Source organism: Paenibacillus radicis (ex Gao et al. 2016), from assembly GCF_014641555.1.
Taxonomy (GTDB): domain Bacteria; phylum Bacillota; class Bacilli; order Paenibacillales; family Paenibacillaceae; genus Pristimantibacillus; species Pristimantibacillus radicis.
In genome coordinates this window covers 377,826-401,396 of record NZ_BMHY01000001.1, presented here as the reverse complement: position 1 = coordinate 401,396, position 23,571 = coordinate 377,826, and the positions used below count along the sequence as shown (strand labels likewise).

The following is a 23,571-nucleotide window of genomic DNA, read 5'->3' as shown; positions in this document are numbered from 1 at the left end:
TCGACACTATATATAACTCTCAGCATAAAAAAAGGTCCTCCTTCAAGCATTTACTTGAAGAAGAACCTCTTATTATGTTAGCTATGCGCCAAACTGCGCTTCATAAAGTTTGCTGTAGAAGCCGCCCTTCGTAAGCAGCTCCTGATGCTTGCCTTGCTCGGTTATGCCCTTCTCCGTCACAACGACGATGCGGTCCGCGTTTTTGACTGTTGCCAGCCGGTGCGCAATAACCAGTGTCGTTCTGCCCTCGGACAACTCGGCAAGCGATTGTTGGATCGCCTTTTCCGTCTCGGTATCGAGCGCAGAGGTTGCTTCGTCCAGAATCAGAATCGGAGGATTTTTCAGGAACATCCGGGCAATAGCAAGCCGCTGCTTCTGACCGCCCGAAAGCTTGACGCCTCGCTCGCCTATAATCGTCTGCAGGCCGTCCGGCTGTGCCCGAATGAATGTATCCAGCTGCGCCCGGCGTGCTGCTTCCCAAATGTCCGCTTCCTTTGCATTTAGATCGCCATACGCAATATTTTCGAGAATCGTTCCTGTAAATAGGAAAACATCCTGCTGCACGATGCCGATTTGTCCGCGAAGCGAGGCAAGCTTCATCTGAGCCGTGTCGATTCCGTCTATGGAGATTGTCCCGGACTCCGGCTCATAGAAGCGCGGCAGCAAGCTGCAAAGCGTTGTTTTGCCCGCGCCTGAAGGGCCGACAAACGCAATCGTCTCTCCGGCGCTAATCGATAGATCGATGGACTTCAGTACCTTCGCTTCATTCTCATACCCGAAAGTAACCCCGCTGTAACGAATATCGCCTCGCAGTGTACCTACATCCCGTGCTCCTGGTGCATCTGCAATGTCCGGCTCCGTCTCCAGCAGCTCCAAGTAGCTCTTGAAGCCCGCCATCCCTCTCGGGTAGCTTTCAATGACCGAATTAATTTTGTTGATCGGCCCTAGAAACACATTAGACAACAGTAGAAATCCGACAAAATCCCCGCTCGTCATTTGACCGTCTATAACAAACCAAGTGCCGCAGACGAGGACGAACAAAATAACCATACGCATCAGAAAATAACTGATGGAAGTATTTTGCGCCTGAATTTTATAAGAAATAAATTTAGTCAGACGGTATTGTTCGTTGTTTTTCGCAAAACGGGCAGCTTCATGCTTCTCGTTAGTAAATGCTTGCACAACACGTATGCCGCCGACACTATCCTCTACTCTAGCGTTAATTTCCCCGACATCCTTGAACATCTGTTGGAAGGCGCGAATCATCTTGCGATTGAAGTAGAGCGACAAGTAGATCAGACCCGGAATAATGACGACGGAGAGCAGCGCCAGCTTCCAGTTAATCAGCAGCATCAAGATAAAGGCTCCGATTAGCGTCATAGCCGCAATAAATAAATCCTCCGGGCCATGATGCGCCAATTCGCCGATTTCCATCAGATTGTTGGTCATCCGCGTCATAAGATGTCCCGTTTTATTATTGTCGAAGAAACGAAACGACAGCTTTTGCACATGATTAAACAGCTTTTTCCGCATATCGGTTTCAATGTTGATCCCTAGCTTATGTCCCCAATATGTCACCACATATTGCATCACACTATTAAGCGCATAGATAGAAAGAAGACCCAGACATGCCCATAGAATCATAGTCCAGTTGCCGGAGGGTAACAGCTTATCGACGAATTGATTCACAACAAGCGGGAAGCCGAGCTCTAGCAGGGCAGCAAATACAGCGCAGCAGAAATCGATTAGAAATAACGTTTTATAAGGCTTATAATAGGCAAAAAATTTGTATATCACGAAAAAATGCTCCTTCCATTTCCATCAAGCTGAATCCATCACCATTCCCCTACAGAGCGGTAGAGGCCGCTTAACATAAGCGGCCCCTGCTGCGTTCTGAGCGTGAACGCCAGTTATTTCTTGCCAGTGACCGCAGCCACGACATCTTCCATTTGTTTGCTTTCCGCAATCGGGCCGGAAGACATCCAATGTCTCGGCGACACTTTGAATACATGGTTTTCCTTCACAGCCGGTATCGCTTTCCACACTTGAAGCTTCTCGAGCGCAGCTGAGCTGTCCAATTGCTTTTGTACCTCTTCCTCTGTATCAATTGATCCTCCATAGATTGCGAATATATAATCCGCTGTAATAGTAGGCAGCTTCTCAAGCGAAGTGTTAATTCCCCAATCATCAGAGGTTTCCTTCTGGAATTCGGCAATGCTGGCATCCGGGTTCAGACCAAACGCCGTGTAGACGAAGCTGAAGCTTGGGAAAAACACCTGCAAATCCTTTTCGGAAGGACGCATATAGACAACGGTTTTATCTGTGCCAACCGCATCGGTAACTGCTTTTTTCGCTTGCTCGATCTTCTCGTCATGCGCTTTAAGCACGGCTTGTGCCTTGTCTTCCAGGCCAAGCGCTTTGCCGATTACGACAATTGACGATCTCCAGTCATCCGGAGCAAAAGCGATAGTTGGCGCAATTTTGCTCAGCTCCTCATATCTGCTCTGATCGATAGAATATTGCTGAACGATAATAAGATCAGGCTGCGAAGCCAGAATTTGTTCATAGCTTGGTTCAAAATTCGTATTGTTGGATAGCTTAATATTCAATTTGTTCAATTGCTCTTCCAAGTAGTAGCCCTTAAAGCCATAAGCATACACCATTGGTGCCTCGAGCGACAGCATGATATCTTCAAGACCAAATACGGCAACCCGTTTTGGATGCAAAGGAACTTCTGTCTCGCCAAACCCGTGCTTAATGAATTGCGTTTGCGCCCCTTCATTAGAAGCAGTCGACGCTGGCGTTTCCTCCGCTTGCTTGACGTTCGTGTTCGCTTGTTTCCCGCAAGCGCTCACGATGACTGTCATGCAGATAAGGATCAGCAGCAATCCTATCCCCCGTGTTCTTATTTGACCTAGCCCGCCACGCGCAATTGCGCGAAAGGCTTTCTCTGTTTGATGCATGGTTTCGCCTCCACTGATAGTGATAATCATAATCATATAGATCATTATATCACCTTTGTCCTGTGAAGGAATGTGAAATCATGCCCGATTCCGCCCGTTACAGGGCACGAAATAAAGCATTGAGCTCCTGCAGCATATGATCATGCCGATTCGCCGTATATTCCAGAATCGGTTCAGCGAGCCAGGCCTGTCCCGATGTGTGATAGACGTTATGGTTGCGGACAGCCCGAAGTTTACGCCAAACCTCCGAGCGCTGGAGACGCTCCCATATTATCTGCGAGTCCCGGTCCTTCAACACATGGATGAGAATCGAGTCCGCGTCATACGCTCCAAGCTGCTCTGCTTGCACGTACTCCGTGGATTCAACCGTCTCAACGCCCGTGGGGCACGTGAGGCCTAAATCGTCATACAGCACCGTTCCTGCTCTCTTCCCCCAGACGTTAATTCCCCGGGATGCAATGCTTATAATAAGCAGCGTTCCTTGCCTAAAAGCCGCAGGCATACGCTGCGCCACGGCTTCGACCTGCTGGTCATAACGGGTTAGCCACAGGCTGCCTTCCTTTTCACGCTCCAGAAATTGAGCCGTCAATTGCAAATGCATCCTCCAGTCTTCCGTATGCCAGGGCAGGAAAAGAACGGGAGCAATTTGCCGAAGCTTCTGCTTCTCTTCCTCCGGAAGCATCTCATCAAGTGCAACGATACGATCGGGGCGGGAACGCCATAACGCCTCAAGGTTAAATTCATAATCATGGCTCAGCAGATGCTTCACATCAAAACGATATTTTTTACGATAATCATCCGACCAGAACTGATCAATCGGCGCTGCATACGGAATCATTTGAAGTGTAAGCAAATGTCCGATGTTCGGCCAACTATAGGCTGCAACCTTGCATCTGCGGTTTAACGTATAGGTTCTGGGCGATATTCCCACATTCTTATTGAATTGGCTGCTGAAATATTGCGGGTCCTTGTAGCCGATCCGGTCCACAATATCCCATAGGGGAAACCCTTCTTCCAGCAATTGCTTCGCTTGGTTCGTTCGGAGCTCCGTTAAATAATCCATCGCGCTTTGCCCAAACCGGTCTTTGAATGATCTCATAAAGTAATACCGGCTCATGCCCGCCATTTCCGACAAAGCCTCGACCGTAACCGGCTCCCGGTAATGCAGCTTCATATATTCGCTGACCCGGTCCAGCGCTTCCTCGTGCTGCCCTTGCTTTTTGAACAGCAAATGAAGCAGGTCCTGAAAGCCCGCTTGGCTGGCTAACCGGTCCACTTTGTCGCCGCTGTGCCAATGGCCGAATATTTTCTCGCATAATGCCAGCAGTTCGGCCGGAGAGGCTGCAGGCAGACCTTCAGATGCTGGGGGGAAATCATCCCGCTCCTCCGCTTTAAATGCCTCATTCAGGTCAAGTGCTTCAAACGGAAATAGATACAATTCTCGCGGCCCGACTGAGGAATAATTCATTTCAACCCGCTGGCCGGGCCTGATCCAATATACTCTATCCGGACTTGCCGGACCTAATAATCCATCCACAATGATATTGCCCATTTGCCCATTCAGAACGATAAACAAATGAGAAGGTGCGCTTCCATATAGCAGTTGGTAATGAAAGGTGCTATGGTCTTGCTTGGAAGCTTCCTTTAATCGAATCCATATCTGATGGAGCCACTGCTTGCTCCATGACTTATCCGAAGACGGATGCTCAGCAATCGTCATTCCATGTCACCCTTTCGAGAGAATGCTTTATCACAATTGTAATTGAAAACCATTCTCACCGTCCAGTATAAAAAAAGCCTGGCGAGCCGCGGTAAGCGGTCGTCAGGCATCGATTCACTTTCACGTTTACTTATGTTCCTTGCCAAGAAAGCGCCAGAAGTTTTGATTCAGCATATCGTCCAAATCCCGCTGAATTTCCTCTTCTGTCACGCTCCAGCCGCTATGATGCAGCTTCTCGTATTTGTCGGCCAGTACGCTGCCGATAATTCTCCGCGAATGCTCCCATTTGTAAATAAGCTGCTCAAATACACGGCAGTCGGAATGCTGCGGAATCATGGAGGTGCCGAGCAGCTCAACACGGAAACGCGTCATTTCCTCAACCATCGATTCAATGTGCAGGAACCACCAGCAGCCGAAAATCATCAAATTGCGGAACTTACGTGCGAGTACCGTCAATTCATGCTGATTTTCCCTTGCCAGCATCGTAATGAGAAATTTCTGCTCCGGATAGCGGCGGCATAATGCTTCTACTGCCGTTACGTCTGAGCGCATACTCATATCCCCGGCCAAACCAAGCGATGGATTCACTCGTCTCCGAACGCCAATCATCAGTGCAAACGGAATATTCCGTTCACCACATACGGGAACCATCACGTCGTCAATCATCTTGCTGCGGTGGTCATCCGCGGGATAGACGAAGTCGCCGGGCATCGAGACTGCCAAATAAAGGGCATCCATTCGAATAATCCACTCCGACAGAAAACGGCGCGTCTCTTCTTTCGTCCGCTGACTCCACTCCGTTTGTACATCATAACCCAGCTTTTGAAGCTCCTTCACTGCATGAGGCCAATCATTCAACAAGGCATCTACACGAAGTGCCGCATAAAACCGGGGATCGGACTTTCCTTGATCCGCAAGCCAAACTGGACGTTCAACGGAATCAAAAGGATCGTTGGTCATTACGATTTTGCTTACTCCGGAAATTTGCATAACCGTATCGACTTGTTCCTGTACCGTACGTCTGGATAGCGCCTCCCGGTAATCATCCAGATTACGCGAAGATACGTCCAGCCCCAGCCGCTTAAGGATCGTAATGAATCCGGTTGCCGCTTCGCTTAACGGAGAATGGTCGATGAACAGCAATTTCCATATCCAATCCGCTTGCTCGCGTTTGGTCAACGACCAGAAATGGCTGTACTCCTCCTCCGACCATCGAAACGACTCCGAAATTAAATAGTGGTAGGTAAGCAGCTCATCAATGCCCCATAACAGAAGATCACCAAATTCTGGCGCATACAAATGAGTATGCATATCCGTAACGGGAGTCGTCATGGCCAACCGTTCTACTGTTTGCCGAAGGTCGGCCAAGCTTACGACGGATTGCGATTGCGTTGTCATTTTCATTTCTCCCCTTTAGCTTCTAATCGTCCGATGGACAGATAGACTTCGTTGTAGACTGTCTCCAGAGAAACACCATAAGATCTGGCCGCTTGCGCAGCATCCTCATATTCAGGAGCTTGCCTCATGATGCGGCCTCCATCGAGCGCCTGCTTGACCCGAATAGTGCCGTATCTCGTATCCACTTGCATCCATTGCCTCTCCAGCGCCTTGCGCGTCCATTCGCTGCGCCTCACACCGAAAGTCGAGGTTTCTGTGAGCAGCGTTTCCTCACAAAGCTCTTCGCTAGACGGGTAGCATAATACGCTTACCAGAACGCCCGGCCGATTTTTCTTCATATAAACGGGCGTATAGTACACATCAAGTGCTCCCGCCTCGAAGAGCTTCTCCATTGCATAACCAAGCCTCTCTCCGGTAGAATCGTCCACCTGGGCTTCAAGAACAACAACGGTTTCTTTTGAACGGGCCCCTTGACGCTGTCCATGTCCTTGCTCATGCTCATGCTCTTCCTCATGCTTGTACAACACCGCTCGCAGTACGTTTGGATGCTCGAAGTTTTTCGTTCCCGCACCATAGCCGATGCGATTGATCGTTCCGGCGGGCAAAGTACCGAACTCTGCAGCCAACGCTTTGACAATTCCAGCGCCTGTTGGTGTCGTCAATTCCCCTTTGGCCGTGAACGGCGATAACGGCACACCGCGAAGCAGCTCAGCTGTAGCCGGAGCAGGAATTGGGTATAGACCATGAGCCATACGAAGCCGGCCGGTTCCAGTCGGCACGGGGGAGACGATAATGCGGCTAACATCAAGACTCTCAAGCGCAAGACAAACGCCGATGATGTCCAATATCGAATCCATCGCCCCAACTTCGTGGAAGTGAACGTCTGCCGGGTTCATGCCGTGGATCTTGCCTTCAGCCTCGGCAATCAAATGAAAGATAGACAGGCTCCTCGTCTTGACCCGTTCCGGCAAGCTTGAGTTCTCAATCATCCCGATAATATCCGAAGCCTTCCGATGATCATGATGGTGGCCATGGTCGTGATGATGGTCGTGCTCGCCATGAGTATGGTGGTGATCATGGTGGTGATGATCGTGGCTATGACCATGATGATGCTCATGGGAATGTTCATCATTGTGGTTGTGATTATGAGCATGTTCGTGTTCATGTGAATGCGTATGGACGTGATTATGAGCATGTCCGTGCTTGTGGTCATGATCATGACTGTGATGATCATGACCATGCTCGTGAGAATGTTCATCATGGTGGATGTGATCATGAGCATGTCCGTGTTCATGTGAATCCGTGTGGACGTGATCATGAGCATGCCCGTGTTCATGCGAGTGCGTGTGGACGTGATCATGGTCATCCCCGTGCTTGTGCTCATGCACCTCATTGTCGAAGCTCAGCTTCAACCATTTTGCCGATATCCCCCTGCGGTCGACTCCGACAAATTCCATCGTAAAAGGGTCTATCGGAAGGCCCGAGAGGTGGTGGACGATGTAAGCAGGGTCTGCACCTGCATCGACCAAAGCAGATAAGGCCATGTCGCCTGCAATACCAGAAATACAATCCAAATAGAGCGTCCTCATGTTACTTGCCCTCCGCTACTAGTTGTAAAATCATGCCCGCCTGGAAGCCTGCCCCAAAGCCGTTATCGATGTTTACGATGGTAACGCCCGCCGCGCACGAGGTCATCATGGCAAGCAGCGTCGTTATGCCTTGCAAATTAGCCCCATACCCCACCGATGTAGGGACGGCGATCACCGGTCTGCGCACGAGACCGCCGACGACGCTCACTAACGCGCCTTCCATGCCAGCTACGCCAATGACGACGGATGCTTCCCGAATTCTGTCCCTTTGACTCAGCAGCCGGTCGATACCGGCCACGCCAACATCGTATATCCGGTCAACCTCGCAGCCCATCCACTCGGCTGTTCCGGCTGCCTCTTCCGCGACCGGAATGTCTGAGGTGCCCCCCGTCAATACCGCGACTTTTCCCGGCAGCTTTCGTGCCGATTGCCCAAGAGAGATAAGACGCGACACGTTGTCATAACGAGCTTCCGGATAGGTGGCCAGCACCCGCTCAGCCATCTCTTCTGTAGCCCGCGTTACCAAAGCACGGCCGTGAACATCTGCAAGCCGGGCAAAGATCTTCTCCACTTGATCGGGGGTCTTCCCCATTCCAAACACAACCTCCGGATGTCCGGTTCGTTCATCACGTCCGACGTCCAGCTTGCAAAAACCAAGATCCTCGAATTCATTCATCTCGCCGTTCCCCCAAGCTTCAACGCCTTATTCATGCTGCCGCTGCGATAACCGGTCAGATCCATCGCGACATAAAGATAACCCAGCTCCTTCAATCGGAAGGAAATTTCCGTAGAATGAGCCAGCAGACGCTCCATTACTGCCGGCTCCACCTCGATCCGGGCAATATCGCCATGGCTTCTCACTCTTACTTGACCGAATCCAAGCGAGCGAATATACCGTTCCGCTTCTCCAACCCGTCCCAGCTTCTCGATCGTAATCGTTTCTCCATAAGCAATCCGTGAAGAAAGACAGGCAAAGCTTGGTTTATTCCATGTGGGCAAACCATATTCGCGTGACAAATCGCGGATTTCCTCTTTGAACAATCCCGCTTCCTGCAGCGGTCCGCGAACTCCGCGTTCTTTGGCCGCCTGTACGCCAGGCCGGTGCTCATTCATGTCATCGGCGATCAGCCCATAGACGATATGCTTGTAAGCACCCTCCTTAATGAACGGCTCCAAATGCTCAAACAGGCTCCTTTTGCAAAAATAACAGCGGTTGGCGTTGTTTTCTTTATAACCCGGAATACTCAATTCCGAAGTCTCGATAACCTGGTGATGCGCACCGATCTTCTTCGCTAATTGGATCGCTTCCTCAAGCTCTTCTGTCGGATAAGTCTCCGAGTCGGCCGTAACCGCCAGCACCCGGTCAACGCCCAGCGTTCTAATCGCCGCATCCAGAAGAAAAGTGCTGTCAACGCCGCCTGAGAATGCGACTACAACGGATTCCATTTCGGAGAGAATCGTCTGAAGCTTGTCGTATTTATCATGCATGATTCTGTATTCCTCCTTCGGCTAACGGATGCCCGCAGGCAGGAGCTTGGCGATATCTCGCATCGGCTCTTTCAAACGATCGTATAGATTCAAATAAAACGGAAGCAGCACTTCATACTTTTCATGGTTGGATAAATCCGGCTCGTAGCGTTTGCCATTCCGTTGATTCCAGCGCAGCAGCGGTCCGCTGCATCCTTCCAGCGCATACAGCCCTAGCTGTGCTGCGCCCAGGCCGGAGCTCTCGACCGAATCCGGCACGCTGACAGGAACGCCCAGCATATCGGCCAGCATCTGGCACCAGAGCGTAGAACGGGCAAAACCGCCCGAAGCCCTGACTTCCCTCGGCTTCTCACCGGCTTGCTTCATTAAAGAGACGATCGCTGTAATCTGGAACAGCACACCTTCCAGTGCGGCACGCAGCATATCGGTTTCCGTATGGCCAAGTGTCAGCCCGAACAATACGCCTTTGGCCTGAGCGTCCCAGAACGGCGCTCTCTCACCAGATAATAGCGGTAAAAAAAGCAGGCCGTTCGCACCAGCCGGAGAAGCTGCTGCAAGCGGAAGCACCTCCTCCAGCGGCTTGCCGGGATAAAGCCGCTCCGAAATCCATTGCGCGACAATCGCTCCATTATTGGAAGGTCCGCCAACAATCCAATGGGATTCCGTCAATGCGTAGCAGAATAACCGCCCCTCCGGGTCAAAGGTTGGACGTTGCGCAGCCATACGAACGGCCCCGCTTGTGCCGATCGTAACCGCCATCACGCCTTCCTCCACTGCTCCAATACCGAGATTAGCCAGTACGCCATCCTGTGCGCCAACGATAAACGGTATATTCGCATCAAGACCCATGCGCTCAGACGGCTCACTGAGCAACCCGTCAAGACGCTTTGTCGTCGGTACTAGCTGCGGCAGCTGTTCCTCGCGGATACCAGCCAATTGCAGCGCCTCTGCATCCCATGAAAGGGTTTTCAAATTAAACAGCCCTGTGGCGCTGGCCAGCGAATAATCCATCACAATAACTCCGAATAACTTATTCAGCACATATTCCTTTATGCCGATAAAATGATGCGCGGCATGGAATAGCTCCGGGCGCTCTTCTCTCATCCAGATCAGTTTGACGAGCGGCGACATCGGGTGAATCGGCGTTCCCGTACGGGCATAGATGGCCAATCCAGTACCGTCGCTCAACAACCGCTCTGCTTGGACGGCGCTGCGCTGATCCGCCCAGGTGATACTTGGCGTAAGCGGTACGCCGTTCTCGTCGACAAGAATCAAGCTATGATTGGCTGAGCTGAACGTAACGCATAGAATATCGGACGCGTTCCAGCCGCCATTCTTCATCACAGCGGCAACACCGTCCAATACCGCCTCATAAATCACGTCCGGGTCCTGCTCGGCATAACCGGGACTTGGCGTGTGCAGCGGGTAACCGATGGAGTGGCTGCCATGAATGTTTCCGTCAGCGTCCACCGCCAGTGTCTTCGTGCTGGTCGTGCCAATATCGATCGCTAATACTAGCCAGGCGTTCATCGTCATTTCGCCAAATATCCTTCCTCGTCGAACGTCCATTCATAAGGCCCTTCCAAAATCTCAATCCGCGGATTCGCTTTCGCTTCCTCCAACAACGATTCCGAAATTTCGATGATGCCAAGATGCAGCGTATCCCTTATCCGAGCCAGTCTGCACGTCGTGTAGTCCAAAATATTACAGGTTTTGATCGCTGCTTTGATCGCATCACGGTCGTCGGCAAGCGTAGTCGCCTGCTTCGTCGGCGCACATACCGTGGAAGTAAGTCCATTCGCATAGGTGCCCGGCCAATCCGTCTTGCTGACCAAGCGGCTTGTTGTGAAGTCAGCCGTGCCGACTCCATTGGCATTTCCTTTGGATTCGGGAGTCAGATCGAGAACGACCATTTTGTTCACATCCGGCCCGCCATGAGCGTAAGGGGTTGGATAACGGCCAGTAATGTTAGGATCGGCGCCGTCGCCGCTAATGTTTTTGCCGATGTAATCAATAACTAACACATCCAGCTGAGAAAAAAGAATTTGAGGCAGGCGGCTTTTCGCCTCCACAAGCAGTTCCTGCTCTCTCTCTTCCATCCTATCAACGCCAAGCACCTCGATGCGGCAAATCTGATCATAAGCATTCTCGACCACAGCGACGCCGAAATGAATCGGAAGCTTCTGAATCATAACCCGTGCCATAGCCGGAACGTTCTCCGCCATATATTTGAAGCCAAGCTGGTGGCATGCTTCCGCCCCTTTTTGCTTGCCCAGGCCGATGGAAATCATTTTGAGCAATCCGCTCTCAATCGCTCCGCGGAACGCCGTATGCGGCTTGATGCGGTTAATCACGACGATCGCGTCCGCTTCCGTCGCCGCAATCTTGTCGCAGTAGATCGGCAAGCCGTTAGGCAGCCGGTCCAGCTCCACCACTTCCATTGAGGAACGAACCGGACAGCCCATCCGTTCCTCATCAATGCCCAGATGCGCCAGCACCTCCGCTTGCCCTTTCGCAGACGCACCGCCATGGCTGCCCATGCAAGGCACGATGAACGGCTCAGCGCCGATGCGCTTCAACTCATCAATGAGCGTCTTGGTCAACTCCGCAATGCGGGAAATGCCCCGGCTGCCGACCGCTACCGCTACCTTTTGCCCGGCATGGATCTTCCTCATTGACGGTTCACTCTGCAGTTGACGTGCAAGCTCCCCTAGTGGATCGTCCAAAATCGTGTCGTCAAATGACTGGCGGATTTTAATCATTTTCGGAATCGGTGTGTGCTCTACTAAGCTTTTCAGCAGGTCACTCATAGCGTCATCGCCCCAAACCCTCCGTCAACCCGAAGCAGTGCTCCGGTGACAAAGGATGATGCTTTGGAGGAAGCCAGATAGACAACCGTCCCTTGCAGCTCTTCCGGATCGCCGAAACGATTCATCGGTGTATGCCTCATAATCGACTCTACCCGTTCCGGCGATAGAATCGCTCGGTTCTGTTCCGCCGGAAAAAAGCCGGGAATAATTGCATTGACCCTTACCCGGTCAGGAGCAAATTCGCGTGCGAGGAATTGCGTCACACTGTTGACGCCTGCTTTCGAGGCGGAATAGGTAAATACTTTGGAAAGCGGAGGCGACGAGGATACGGAAGAAATATTAATAATGGAGCCGCCTTCGCCTTGCTCGATCATCTGTTTGCCGAATACCTGACACGCAAGCACGACACTCTTCAGATTCACATCCATTATGCGGTCCCATTCTTCCATGGTGAGGTCAAAAAACGGCGTCGTGCTGTTCGTCCCAGAGGCGTTAACGAGCGTATCCACTCGGCCTCCCCATTGCAAAACCTGCTCAAGCACCGACTCCAGCTCGGCTTTGTTGGTAGCGTCCGCTTGGAGGGAAATCGCTTGTCCGCCTCCTGCCTCGATCTCATCGCATACTAGTTTTGCCTTCTGCATATCCCGGCCGACGATGGCAACCTTTGATCCGGCTGCCGCCAGTGCAGACGACATCGCCCCTCCTAGTACGCCATTGCCGCCGATGACGACGGAAACTGTATTTTGCAAATTAAACATCAGCTTAACCACCCTTTTCACCAAAATAACAACGTTGTTATTTTATGATAGCTGAATCTGCATTTGCTGTCTAGCAGAAAATAAGGCGCTTTCTTTTCTGAAAAAGCTGTATTATGATAAGCTCATTCTACTAACTCGTACGCCTAACGTTTTATCGGAGGTCAACCATGGTCACCATTAAAGATATCGCCGACCGCGCAGGCGTCAGCTTCTCCACCGTCTCCAAAGCGCTGAGAGACAGCCCGCTCGTGCAGGACAAAACCAAACAGCATATTCTGTCCATCGCCAAGGAAATGGGCTATCAGCCCAACATCGCGGCCCGCAGTCTCGTATCCCGGAAAAGCGGAGCCATCGGTGTCGTATGGCCTTCTATCGAACGCGCCGCACTCTCTTCTCTCTTAACGAGAGTGAATGAAGAGCTCGAAAAACAAGGCTATATTACACTGCTGTCAATCAGCCATATGGAATCAGCAGTCGAAATCTTCCGCCGCTATCAAGTGGACGCTATTCTCGTCTTTGGAGATAAGGACAGTATGACCGGCTACCCTCACGTAAACCCGCCGCAAATACCGATTTTGACTTACGGTACGGCCGGCCACACCGCGCACTCCGCTGTCGATGTCAACCGGGGGCAAGCGATTCGTCTCGCCGTCCGTCACTTGGTTGGTTTGGGGCATCAGCATATCGCCTATATCGGGGAGCCGGATAGACCAGATCCTCTGCAGACCGTCAAGATTGAAGCGTTCCGGGAGGAGATCCTCCAGCTTGGCTTAAACTATGATCCCGATTCCGTTCTGCAGTTGAACGGACTGGAATTCCATGACGGCTATATGGCGGCTCGCACCATGCTCGAGAGAACTGTAAGGCCAACTGCCGTCATTAGCGGTGGCATCGATTTGACGCGAGGCATGCTTCGGGCAATTAGCGAGCATGGTCTTCGCGTGCCTGAAGATATTTCGATCGTCAGCTACGATAATCTCCCCCAGATGGAAGATATCGGCGTGCCGATGACTGTAGTGGGCGCTGCCATCTCGACGATTTCTGAAGTCATTGCTTCTACGATCTTCGAGCTGATTGAAAGCCCGGAGTCATTGAAGACGGTATTTCTAGAGCCGGAACTCGTCGTCCGCGCCTCTACCTCCAAGCTGCAAGGCTGATGTAGGCTGATGTAGGCTGATGTAGGCTGATGTGTTGATGGCAAACACACCTCGCGTAAAAATAAAAGAAGACCTTCCGTGATCACGGAAGGTCTTCCAAATTAACATGAAGGGCATATTGATAAAAAAATGGAGCGGAGTCCGTGCAACTGTTATGTTCAGGAGTGTCAAAAACGACTAATTGATGCAGGCTAATCGTACAACTTCCTTAGTTATACTATCCACCCATGCCGATTCTGGAACTCTTTTTGCATGCGGCGGTCTTCTTTGCACTATTCAATGATTTTCTTGAACTGGGCTTGTTTCTGCTTGTGCATAGGACCCTCTGAGGGTCTTATAACGTTACATTTACCCTCATGGGAGACGTTTAAGACCCTCGCAGGGTCTTAAACGAATGAAAACGATGCCTCTCTTACTTCATATTCGACCATCGGTGACGAATAAGACTCTCTGAGGGTCTTATAACGTTACATTTGCCCTCACGGGGACCAGTTAAGACCCTCGCAGGGTCTTAACCAGTGGAGACGATAGACACACTGTTACTGAAGGTCATGCTTCTCCTTCTCCTTCTTCAACGGCATCAAACGCCTTGTTCTTCTCCGTGAATTTGGCGTTATGCGAGGAAACCTGCGCCCTCTGCGGTGCTTCCGGGTCCAAATAATGCTTGGCGCTGTTAACGGCTAGCGCTGCATCGGTAAAAGCTCCGGCAAGCAAATGCAATTTGCTGCCATAGTTCGCTGCATCGCCGGCTACGAATATGCCCGGCAAATTCGTAGCAAGCTTCTCATCCGCTTTAAAATTCCAATCCTTTTTCTCGAGTCCCCAAGTAACAACAGGTCCAAAGTCGCCCCTCAAGCCATGATTAATCAAGACGGCATCCACCGCAATCTGTTCGGATTCATGCATCGGCTCCCCGTCCGCATTGATCTGCGCTATCGACACCGCTTCAATTCGGTCTCCGCGGCCATGTAATTGGGTCACAGCGTAAGGGGTACGGACTTGTACAGAAGACTCCTTCATTCGCCTCACGCTTCGCTCATGCCCGCCGAATCGCTCTCGGCGATGTACGACCGTAACAGATGCAGCGATGCTCACCAGCTCATTCGCCCAATCCACCGCAGAATCGCCTCCGCCCGATATAAGCACCTGCTTGCCGCGAAAACTCTCCAATTCCTCCACCGTATAATAAAGATTCGTCACTTCATATCGTTCAGCGCCGGAGATATCCAGCTTGGCGAGCTTCAATACGCCATGGCCCAGCGCCAAAATCAAAGTTTTGCTGAGATGCTGCTCTCCGCTTTCGGCTGTAAGCAGCATCGTCCCGTCCTCAAGCCTCTCCAGCCCGGTAATCTGCTGCCCCAATACAATGGTCGGCTCGAACGTATACGCCTGCTCAATCATTTGCCGGGTGAGCTGGCTGCAGCGGATCGGCGTTACCCCGCCGACATCCCAGATCATTTTTTCCGGATAAATAAGCGTTCTGCCCCCGAGCTCCTCCTTGGCTTCGATCAGCTTCGTCTTCATATCGCGCATTCCGCTATAAAAGGCGGCGTAAAGGCCGGCTGGGCCGCCGCCAATAATCGTCACATCATAAAGTTCCAGCTTTTCTGTCATCTCGCATGCCTCCCACTAAACCTTCTTGCGCTTAAACAGCAGATACATAAAAAAAGGCGCACCGATACCCGCAGTAAATACACCCGCCGGAATGTCGAGCGGCTGAAAGAGCAGCCGTCCGGCAAGATCGGCCAATAGCAATATAATCGAACCCAGCAGCGCGGACACAGGAATTACGATTTTATAGGAATTGCCTGCAATCCGCCTCGCAATATGGGGAGCCATCAGTCCGATAAAAGAGATCATTCCCGCTACTCCGACTGCAGCTCCGGCAAGTGCAACGCTATAGAACAGCAAGATCATCCGGCTGAGTTGAATTTTGCTCCCGAGTCCGCGAGCCGTTTCCTCTCCTAGCGATTGCACATTCAATTCCTTCGCATACAGCAGAGCTAGCGGGATGAATACAGCCACCCACGGCCAAAGCACTTTAATGTAGCTCCAGTTGGTTCCGTAAATGCTGCCGGTCATCCAGTTCAACACTTGGGCAGCCAAATAAGCCGGCCCGCTAATGAGCAGGAAGGTCGTAAGCGCCCCCATCGCGGTCGATATGCCGATGCCAATCAGTACTAGCCGGAACGGTGACACGCCTCTTTTCCAAGCAAACACATAATTCAACACAACGGCAGCCAACGCCCCTGCTATTGCAATGAACGGAACCCAGTGGATGCTGTACCCTGTCATCAAGGTCATGAAAGCAACCACCGCAACGGAAGCGCCTCCCGTTACCCCAAGCAGATCGGGCGACGCTAGTGGATTTCGGATAACGCCTTGCAGAATAGCGCCCGCAACAGCTAAAGCGGCTCCAATTAATACGGCCGCCAATATACGGGGCAGACGAAACTGCATGACGATTAAATTGCTGCTCTCCGCGTTGCGTCCCGTAAGCGACAGCCAGACTTCTTGAACAGGCACCTTCACTCCGCCCACAGACAAACTAAGAAGAGACAATAACATAACAACGGCAAATAAGGACAACAGGATGACGGTATATTTTCCAGAGCGATGTCTAAACATGCTTCCTCCTTCTAGCCGCATGAATCAGGAACGGAACCCCGATTACCGCAGTCGCCACACCCACAGGGACTTCCTTGCCATCTAGAATGAAGCGTGCGCCCAAATCGGCTGTCACCAGCAAAATAGCTCCGACTACTGCACAATAAGGAAGCAGCCATCTGTAATCATTGCCGATCAAATATTTGCAAAGATGCGGAACGATAAGCCCGATGAAGGCAATGGGTCCGGCCGCCGAGACCGAGCTTCCCGCCAGCAGGACGATCGCAGCAGCCGACAGCAAGCGAACGAGTGTGAGGCGCTGGCCTAAGCTTTTGGCACCGTCATCTCCAAGAGCCATAATGTTCAGTGATCCAGACAACAGCGCAGCGATCAGCAGACCCGCAGCCATATACGGCAGCACCATCAGCAAATGCTCAAGATTTCTTCCCTCTACCGAGCCGATCATCCAGAACAAGGCAGACTCCAGCGATTGCTTGTCGATCAATATAATGCCGGACGTAACTGAGGATGCAAAAGCAGCGATGCAGGCACCGGCCAGCGTCAGCTTAATCGGCTCAAAGCCCCCGCCCTGCAAACCCAATATATAGACGATCATCGAGGTCGTAATTGCGCCGGCAAAAGCGAGCCACACCATTCCTTTCATCGATAGGGCAGAGCCGAATGTCGTTAAGCCGATAACAATGAACAACACTGCTCCAGCATTCACTCCAAATACCGAAGGGGAAGCGATTGGATTACGCGTCAGCACTTGCATAATGGCACCTGCAACAGCGAGACTGGCGCCTACCATAGCGGCGATTAAGGCTCTCGGCACCCGCGCAGTTGTTAGAATAAGATGATCGTTGGAACCGTCGAAGCTGCTGTATGCCAGCCACAAATCCTTGATTCCATATAGATGAAGACCAAACAGAATACTGCATAAGACACTAATTAACAGCAGCAAGACAGCTGCCGCAAGTCCTATAATCTTGCTCTTGCTGCTTCGCATCACGAAGGGCCTATTTTCGCTCACCACAAGCCTCCTATATGTACAGACCGATAGTCACACTATCTAAAATAATCAAGAAGCTGACGCGACAAAGACGCCAGCTTCTTGAAATTTATTCATTTCACATCAAAATAAGCTACAAGTTCGTCCAGCAGCAGATTGGCCGCTTCATAACCGCCGGCTGAGTTCCAAATTCCCTCGTCGACTTGAATCACTTTATTGTTCTTCGTCACGTTCAGGTTCTGGAACAACGGGTCCTTTTTCCATTCCTCTACGACATTAGCCGCATCTGTCTTGCCCGGATTTTCCGATACGAAGTAGAACATCACGTCGCCGTCCATGCTCGGAATCGTCTCCTTGGACATGACTTCAATGAAGGATTCCTTGTCTTGCGATTCAGGACGCGCAATACCGAGCTGATTCAACAGAACGCCAGAGAACGTTTGTTTTTGATAAATACGCACCTGCTTCGCAGAGAAGCGTACGACCGATACTTTCGTGTCCGCTTTGCTGCCGAGCTTGCCTTTCACTTCTTCGACGCGCTTATCGAAAGCTGCCATCGCTTGCTCGCCTTCTTGCTGCTTATTCAATGCTTCCGAATAAAGCTTGAAGTTGATTTTCCAGTCTCCTGCCAAATCATCCGAGAAAATCGTCGGCGCGATTTGCTTCAGCTGCTCATAGATTTTCTCCTGACGAACCTTGTTGCCGATAATGAGGTCAGGCTTCAGGCTCGCAATCAGCTCAATGTTAGGCTGCAGTTCATCTCCGACTACCGTGACGCCCTCCATATCTTGTTTGATATGGTCATACCATGGATCGCCGATCCAGGATTGCACGGCACCAACCGGTTTAATGCCCATAGCCAGCAAAGCCTCCGTACCTTCATTCGTCAATATAACAACACGCTCAGGGTTGCCGGTAAGCGTCTCTTCCCCCATAGCATGCTTGATCACTCTTGTTGATGCCTCAGTTTCAGCAGCTGTATTAGCAGCCGGGCTGGCCGTTGCCGTTGCCGCGACATTGTTGCTCGGCGTGCTGCCGTTCGTTGCGGCGGAATTCGTTCCGCCTGTCGAGCATGCGCTCAAAAACAAAGCGAAACAAAATAATAGTGTTGCTGCCATTGCTGTTCTAGACTTCCTGTACATTGGTAAATCCCCTTCTCGTTTAGATTGATAACGATTCTCAAACTCATTACCAATATAACGTTGATGCCTTCTTGCAACAATGGGATATCTGAACAAGTAGGATGGATTATTTCGACGATCATTGTGCTGCTGTGCTTTTTCTTTGAACAAAGTTGGCGAAACACCCTCATGCTTCTTGAATAGCCGGCTAAAATAATAGCTGTCCGCATACCCGACGCTTTCGGATATATCCTTCAACGTCAGTTCGGTCGTTAGGAGCAATTCCTTCGCTTTATTCATCCGGACTTGAATTAAATAATCGATAGGGCTAGTCCTCACTTGCTTCTTGAACGACCGGAGCAGCTGACGCGAGCTGCAATCCAGCATCTCTAGCAAGGATTCAAGCGTAATCGGCTCCATGTAGCGCTGATGAATATATTGAATGGCTTGCGCCACAAGATCCGGTTTAACGGATATGACACTCTGACGCTCCATCTGTTCGAAAATGACGTGCAGCAATTGATAAAATATCGATTTGATATGTAATTTCTCCATTGTCTCCGACCGTTCCCAAACTTTGCTTAGCAAGGTGACGTTCTGAAAGACCGGAATCGGGTAATGAGGTGTAAACAAATATTGCATCTGAAACGGATTGTTCTGCTCCATCAGCTTAACCAGCTCTGGTCGGGCGGGAAGCGCTAGTACCGCTTTATACAAAATCATGTAATACTCCAAAAACTCTTCCGCCGTAATATCCAGGCAAAGCCCCTTGCCGCCGTGAAGGACGCTGAATCGGCTTATTGTATTCAGCACTCCGTCTAACCGAATCTGCGCACTGCCGCGCGTCGTATAGAGAAAGGCGCTCGCAGGCAAACGATAGGAGCTCAATTCTTCCCCTGGTTCCATCGTCGCATGGCGTACATCTAAAATTTTAATGAAAGTATGATCCCATAGCCTGGCATGGTCACTAAGCTTCACCGGCTCGTTCTCCCCTTCCTCGTTCTCTCCCATTTCATTCAAGAGTTACGCATCTATTATATGTGATAATAATTATCATTTTCAATAATTTTTAACTGCTTACTTGAAAAAAACAAGGTTCTCCTATTTGCAGGAGCACCTTGTCTTCTAGTTTACTTCTTTTCAACTAATGAGCATCGCTGATGCTCTATATCTATTGCTTGATCCCAGTCCAATTTAATTGTTGCATCTAACCTATAATTGCTATCTATAAATTCAATACTCAATTGATTAAAGTAAATAGGAGTATCCACCATATCCTTTACAATTGTAGTTATGGCATTCCAATCTTCGTCCTCATAACTCTTTTGAATTGTAATCGTAATATTCACCCGTTTATCCAACAGCTCAGATTTCGAATAGTTTTCATAAGTGGGTGTGTCAGTCACCGCTATTTTTTCATTAGACAGTTGCGGGCTGGGTATATAATTTTTGATTGTATAATGTTCGCTTTGATAGTTTTTTTTCAAAATTACTGATGTCTCATTCGTTAGCTGCTTATCCCAAATTTCTAGAATCAGAGTATCCCTTAGCTGATTGGAATCATTTTGCCTAACTACTCTAAATTCGGGCAGAACACCTTTACTATCTTTAACAGTTGCCGCATAATAACTCTGTTTTAACGTGGATAGCTTAAAGCTATACTCTACTTTTTCCACTTTAAAAGGTTCCTCGTATTTCGATTCCAAGTATTGTTGCACTGTTTTCTTATAATGGTACATACTTAATGGATTGCCAAAAAACAAACTATAAACAAAATAGATAACCACAAGAGCAACGACTGTAATGATTGATAAAAAAATTTTCAAGAGAAACCTCCCCTCTCTATAATTTCGTTTCTTTAAAGCTAACTTCCATGGCTAGTACATCTCTATCGACTGCACACTCATCCGTATAGGCTTTCAGTCCGATTGCACTCCAATCACCCGTAATGCCTAAAAGAACCTCTCTCACTTCATCAAAAGTATTACTAGCTAAACGGATGCTAACGGTTACTACATAGCATTGCTCTATTTTAAAATATTCTTTCGCATGAAGCGTCTCCCACCTCAGTAAACTCCCTTGGAGCCATCCCTCTAAACGAGTTGCAGCCTCTAACTCAGAATCACCTCTTACAAAAAAATTGCAAGCCAAACCAGCCTCATCTTCGTTGTGTGAGACATCGATGAAAAGAAACTCGATAAAACCTTCTTCATAAGCCAAAGTAAACCTTCCTGTATGGGCAGACGATAACCTCCAGGTCCATGATTTACTTAAAACCGTTAAAATTTCTTGTGCATGAGAGAAATCATGAATAGCTGATGGAGAGAAGTTCAGTTTCGTTAAATAGTAAACGGACTTCCCATCTTTGTGTTCCACATTGTCCACCAAACTGCCTGATGCAAGAATAGGCTCTAATAATGCAAGCAGTTTTTTCGCAGCAACCTTAGACTGCTCTTTCGATTGATAAATGGATTTATAATTTAAAAACATCGATTACATTACCTCCCACTAACTAGACAGCAAAAGTATCATTCATTCCTGTTGTATGACTCTATTTAGATATAACATAAATGAATTCCTTTTTTTCTCAGGATAAAAAAAGCGCGTACCGTTAAACCTCGGTACGCACTCTTTGTGGCAATTATTTCGCAAAGCTATGATGTCCAATCGTAACAATGACGTCCAGGCTCGACCAAAATGAGCCTTTGGAGATGTCGGGATTAAAGAAATAAACCGCATTCTCAACATTATTTTTGCCGTTCAACGCATCCTTAGCTGCGCGGAGGACACTGGCATTTGGCTTGCTCTTGTCGAGAATGCCGTTATGCGCAGGAGGAAATTGCTTTCCGGAATAAATAACGTCGCGAATAGAATCCGGAAATTTGCTGTCCTTCACCCGGTTCAAGATAACGTTCGCTAAGCCAAGCTGTCCTTGATAGGACTCATAGCCCGCTTCCACCATCGTAATCTTCGCAAGCAACTGCAGATCGGCATCGGTAAACGGCTTCGCCGGCTGACTCAATACCGATGGAACGACAACCTTGAGCTTCGTACCCGGTTTGACTTGCTTGCTATCCAGTCCATTCCGCTTCAACAGCTCCGCCTTGCTGCTGCTAAATTCCTTGCTGATATCATCCAGCGTGTATTCTGACGAAATAACAGCAGGCTGCACCTTGGTCAGCTCCACAACGCCATCCTCTGCATTGAGCTTCAACGTCCCATGCAGCATTTCCGTAAACTGGCGCAACGGAACAAAAATTCGGCCGTCCGAGGAGAATGGCGCCTCCTCCATCCGATAGCGGTCTTCGTTGAAATAGACCGTTGGCACTCCGATTCCGAGTACAATTTTATCATTAAGTGCAGTATGTATCGTTACTTCTTCATTATCCTGATCCCAGCTCGTCGTAGCGCCGAACAGTTCGGCCATCCGGTTGACGGGCACATAGAGTCTTCCATCGAGCTTGCGGACCGAATCGGTCAGCTTCTTGCCGTCAAGTTTAATCGTTATGTCATTCGCATCTGCGGCTTCCCGGGCGAGTACAAGGGACTGCGGCCCAAAACCAAGTACAAGCAATGCCAACACGATGGCGATTATATACGGCTTTCCTGCTCTGATCATGTGTACCTCCTTGCGTTCAAGTTGGTGTGATCTCCCAACAAATATCCGATGGGCAAAATTATACCACAGCTGTATAGGTCAAAAGGATTAACGTTTTCACAGAATTGAATCTTTTTGTTCATCAATAACTGAAAAGCTTTACCATTACAGTGTTTTAAGGCCGATAGCGTACCTTCTTTTACCGCCGATAAACTGGAAATCAAAGTAATTATGAGCATGATAAACTACCGCCGGGCGGACAAAGCTATACGATCACTTTGCTTCCGTACCATCAATATCCGCTGCAGGTTCTGCCTAACGGCCCCATTCCCTATTACTACCATTTTAAAATTAGCTAAAAAACATGACGAAACCCAATACCTTCTCGGTATTGGGTTTCAGCCTTACCCTGCATCTCCCAGCCTCTTATTAATTGGCTAGAAATTGTTCATGGAATATTTTCAGCAAATTTTCCAGTGTAACAGGATCACTATATGTCGATGCTTCTGTATCAATCTCAATGACGCGATTGTTTTTGACCGCATCGATTTTTTTCCAAACCTCGGATTGCATGAAACTGTTTTCGTTGCCTTGCTTTCTGCTCAGCACAATAAAATCACCAGCATATTCAGGCAGCAGTTCGAGCGAAAGCGTGTAGGCGCCCGGCCCTTGCGCATCCTGTTTCACTTTATCCGTCATTTGCAGTCCCATTGCCTGGTACAAAATTTCAGTTCCGCGCGCCCAGTTGTTTCCGAACACATAGAAATTTTGTGAATCGGCTTCAAAGACGGATACCGAAGTATTTGCTCCGTTTTTCGCCTTGATCTCCTCGCCTGCAGCCTTGGCACGGCTCGTAAAATCGTCAATCCAAGCCTGGGCTTCCTTCTCCTTGTTCAACACTTTGCCGATCTCAAGCTGCTGCTGCAAGTAATCCAGCTTCCCCCATGTATAGACGACCGTAGGCGCGATTTCGCGCAGCTGATCGAGGTTTTTCATCGTAGAGCCCGCAATAATGAGATCGGGCTTCAGAGCCAGAACTTCTTCCAGCTTTTCATCTGAAACGGTTGCTACGCCTTCCAGCTTGTCGGTAAACAGCGGATTCATCTTGGTCCATTCATCGACGCCAACAAGATCAACGTCCATTGCCAGTATGTTCGGCGCATTGGTCAAAGCAACGATTCGTTTAGGGTCCGCTGGAATTTCAACCGGTCCATTCTCCGACTCATATTGGCGGGTTCCAGATTTCCCTTCACCTTCCTCTGTTTTAGGTCCGCTCTCGCTTGAACATGCATTGGCAACTAACATAAGCATTAACATGACGACGACTATACTCGTCTTTTTCATAATATA

Annotated in this window: 19 protein-coding genes; 1 reads left to right on the top strand and 18 read right to left on the bottom strand. The window is 49.7% G+C overall.

The window, feature by feature from the left end; translation table 11 throughout:
- Window positions 1–81 precede the first annotated feature (81 nt).
- The 10 genes from IEX98_RS01660 to IEX98_RS01615 form a co-directional block, all read right to left on the bottom strand.
- Window positions 82–1,797, bottom strand: coding sequence for an ABC transporter ATP-binding protein (locus IEX98_RS01660; protein ID WP_188887196.1), 1,716 nt, complete (start codon window positions 1,795–1,797; stop codon window positions 82–84).
- Between the two features lie 113 nt (window positions 1,798–1,910).
- A complete protein-coding gene (locus tag IEX98_RS01655; protein WP_188887195.1) occupies window positions 1,911–2,963 on the bottom strand; it encodes an ABC transporter substrate-binding protein in 1,053 nt (350 codons plus the stop codon).
- 97 nt (window positions 2,964–3,060) lie between these two features.
- A complete protein-coding gene (locus tag IEX98_RS01650; protein WP_188887194.1) occupies window positions 3,061–4,683 on the bottom strand; it encodes a helix-turn-helix domain-containing protein in 1,623 nt (540 codons plus the stop codon).
- Window positions 4,684–4,809: 126 nt separating this feature from the next.
- Window positions 4,810–6,081, bottom strand: a complete 1,272-nt coding sequence (locus IEX98_RS01645; protein WP_188887193.1) for a glucuronate isomerase — start codon at window positions 6,079–6,081, stop codon at window positions 4,810–4,812.
- A gap of 2 nt (window positions 6,082–6,083) precedes the next feature.
- The gene (larC, locus tag IEX98_RS01640; RefSeq protein WP_188887192.1) at window positions 6,084–7,670 is read right to left on the bottom strand and encodes a nickel pincer cofactor biosynthesis protein LarC; all 1,587 of its coding nucleotides are present in this window, start codon (window positions 7,668–7,670) and stop codon (window positions 6,084–6,086) included.
- Between the two features lies 1 nt (window position 7,671).
- Complete coding sequence (gene larB, locus IEX98_RS01635; RefSeq protein ID WP_188887191.1) at window positions 7,672–8,346, bottom strand: nickel pincer cofactor biosynthesis protein LarB; 675 nt, start codon at window positions 8,344–8,346, stop codon at window positions 7,672–7,674.
- Window positions 8,343–9,158, bottom strand: coding sequence for an ATP-dependent sacrificial sulfur transferase LarE (larE, locus tag IEX98_RS01630; RefSeq protein ID WP_374705306.1), 816 nt, complete (start codon window positions 9,156–9,158; stop codon window positions 8,343–8,345). The genes larB and larE overlap by 4 nt, the downstream gene beginning before the upstream one ends.
- Before the next feature lie 21 nt (window positions 9,159–9,179).
- Entirely contained in the window at window positions 9,180–10,727 is a 1,548-nt protein-coding gene (locus IEX98_RS01625; protein ID WP_229691932.1) for a gluconokinase, read from the bottom strand.
- A complete protein-coding gene (locus IEX98_RS01620) occupies window positions 10,691–11,968 on the bottom strand; it encodes a lactate racemase domain-containing protein (protein ID WP_188887190.1) in 1,278 nt (425 codons plus the stop codon). The genes IEX98_RS01625 and IEX98_RS01620 overlap by 37 nt, the downstream gene beginning before the upstream one ends.
- Window positions 11,965–12,726 (bottom strand): SDR family oxidoreductase, encoded by a 762-nt coding sequence (locus tag IEX98_RS01615; RefSeq protein ID WP_188887189.1) that lies wholly within the window; start codon window positions 12,724–12,726, stop codon window positions 11,965–11,967. The genes IEX98_RS01620 and IEX98_RS01615 overlap by 4 nt, the downstream gene beginning before the upstream one ends.
- A 167-nt stretch (window positions 12,727–12,893) precedes the next feature.
- On the opposite strand from IEX98_RS01615, the gene IEX98_RS01610 reads away from it, so the two are divergent.
- Window positions 12,894–13,883: a LacI family DNA-binding transcriptional regulator gene (locus IEX98_RS01610; RefSeq protein WP_188887188.1), complete on the top strand. Its 990-nt coding sequence runs from the start codon at window positions 12,894–12,896 to the stop codon at window positions 13,881–13,883.
- A 549-nt stretch (window positions 13,884–14,432) separates the two neighbouring features.
- Here IEX98_RS01610 and IEX98_RS01605 read toward each other — a convergent pair.
- From IEX98_RS01605 to IEX98_RS01570, 8 genes are all read right to left on the bottom strand, one after another.
- Entirely contained in the window at window positions 14,433–15,497 is a 1,065-nt protein-coding gene (locus IEX98_RS01605; protein ID WP_188887187.1) for an NAD(P)/FAD-dependent oxidoreductase, read from the bottom strand.
- Window positions 15,498–15,512: 15 nt separating this feature from the next.
- A complete protein-coding gene (locus IEX98_RS01600) occupies window positions 15,513–16,511 on the bottom strand; it encodes a FecCD family ABC transporter permease (protein WP_188887186.1) in 999 nt (332 codons plus the stop codon).
- Window positions 16,504–17,499 carry a FecCD family ABC transporter permease gene (locus tag IEX98_RS01595; protein WP_188887928.1) on the bottom strand — a complete coding sequence of 332 codons (996 nt, stop codon included), beginning with the start codon at window positions 17,497–17,499 and terminating at the stop codon, window positions 16,504–16,506. The genes IEX98_RS01600 and IEX98_RS01595 overlap by 8 nt, the downstream gene beginning before the upstream one ends.
- Before the next feature lie 116 nt (window positions 17,500–17,615).
- The gene (locus IEX98_RS01590; protein WP_229691987.1) at window positions 17,616–19,634 is read right to left on the bottom strand and encodes an AraC family transcriptional regulator; all 2,019 of its coding nucleotides are present in this window, start codon (window positions 19,632–19,634) and stop codon (window positions 17,616–17,618) included.
- Between the two features lie 119 nt (window positions 19,635–19,753).
- Entirely contained in the window at window positions 19,754–20,449 is a 696-nt protein-coding gene (locus tag IEX98_RS01585; RefSeq protein ID WP_188887185.1) for a YfjL-like protein, read from the bottom strand.
- Window positions 20,450–20,465: 16 nt separating this feature from the next.
- Window positions 20,466–21,113 carry a hypothetical protein gene (locus IEX98_RS01580; RefSeq protein WP_188887184.1) on the bottom strand — a complete coding sequence of 216 codons (648 nt, stop codon included), beginning with the start codon at window positions 21,111–21,113 and terminating at the stop codon, window positions 20,466–20,468.
- 151 nt (window positions 21,114–21,264) lie between these two features.
- Window positions 21,265–22,242 (bottom strand): cell wall hydrolase, encoded by a 978-nt coding sequence (locus IEX98_RS01575; RefSeq protein ID WP_188887183.1) that lies wholly within the window; start codon window positions 22,240–22,242, stop codon window positions 21,265–21,267.
- Between the two features lie 408 nt (window positions 22,243–22,650).
- Window positions 22,651–23,565 carry an iron-hydroxamate ABC transporter substrate-binding protein gene (locus IEX98_RS01570; RefSeq protein ID WP_188887182.1) on the bottom strand — a complete coding sequence of 305 codons (915 nt, stop codon included), beginning with the start codon at window positions 23,563–23,565 and terminating at the stop codon, window positions 22,651–22,653.
- Window positions 23,566–23,571: the final 6 nt, after the last annotated feature.

Bases quoted from the DNA above. Each gene is read 5' to 3' on its own strand.
- IEX98_RS01655 (WP_188887195.1), bottom strand. From the start codon at position 2,963: ATGCATCAAACAGAGAAAGCCTTTCGCGCAATTGCGCGTGGCGGGCTA.
- IEX98_RS01650 (WP_188887194.1), bottom strand. From the start codon at position 4,683: ATGACGATTGCTGAGCATCCGTCTTCGGATAAGTCATGGAGCAAGCAG.
- IEX98_RS01645 (WP_188887193.1), bottom strand. From the start codon at position 6,081: ATGACAACGCAATCGCAATCCGTCGTAAGCTTGGCCGACCTTCGGCAA.
- larC (WP_188887192.1), bottom strand. From the start codon at position 7,670: ATGAGGACGCTCTATTTGGATTGTATTTCTGGTATTGCAGGCGACATG.
- larB (WP_188887191.1), bottom strand. From the start codon at position 8,346: ATGAATGAATTCGAGGATCTTGGTTTTTGCAAGCTGGACGTCGGACGT.
- larE (WP_374705306.1), bottom strand. From the start codon at position 9,158: ATGCATGATAAATACGACAAGCTTCAGACGATTCTCTCCGAAATGGAA.
- IEX98_RS01625 (WP_229691932.1), bottom strand. From the start codon at position 10,727: ATGGACGTTCGACGAGGAAGGATATTTGGCGAAATGACGATGAACGCC.
- IEX98_RS01620 (WP_188887190.1), bottom strand. From the start codon at position 11,968: ATGAGTGACCTGCTGAAAAGCTTAGTAGAGCACACACCGATTCCGAAA.
- IEX98_RS01615 (WP_188887189.1), bottom strand. From the start codon at position 12,726: ATGTTTAATTTGCAAAATACAGTTTCCGTCGTCATCGGCGGCAATGGC.
- IEX98_RS01610 (WP_188887188.1), top strand. From the start codon at position 12,894: ATGGTCACCATTAAAGATATCGCCGACCGCGCAGGCGTCAGCTTCTCC.
- IEX98_RS01605 (WP_188887187.1), bottom strand. From the start codon at position 15,497: ATGACAGAAAAGCTGGAACTTTATGATGTGACGATTATTGGCGGCGGC.
- IEX98_RS01600 (WP_188887186.1), bottom strand. From the start codon at position 16,511: ATGTTTAGACATCGCTCTGGAAAATATACCGTCATCCTGTTGTCCTTA.
- IEX98_RS01595 (WP_188887928.1), bottom strand. From the start codon at position 17,499: ATGCGAAGCAGCAAGAGCAAGATTATAGGACTTGCGGCAGCTGTCTTG.
- IEX98_RS01590 (WP_229691987.1), bottom strand. From the start codon at position 19,634: ATGGGAGAGAACGAGGAAGGGGAGAACGAGCCGGTGAAGCTTAGTGAC.
- IEX98_RS01580 (WP_188887184.1), bottom strand. From the start codon at position 21,113: ATGTTTTTAAATTATAAATCCATTTATCAATCGAAAGAGCAGTCTAAG.
- IEX98_RS01575 (WP_188887183.1), bottom strand. From the start codon at position 22,242: ATGATCAGAGCAGGAAAGCCGTATATAATCGCCATCGTGTTGGCATTG.
- IEX98_RS01570 (WP_188887182.1), bottom strand. From the start codon at position 23,565: ATGAAAAAGACGAGTATAGTCGTCGTCATGTTAATGCTTATGTTAGTT.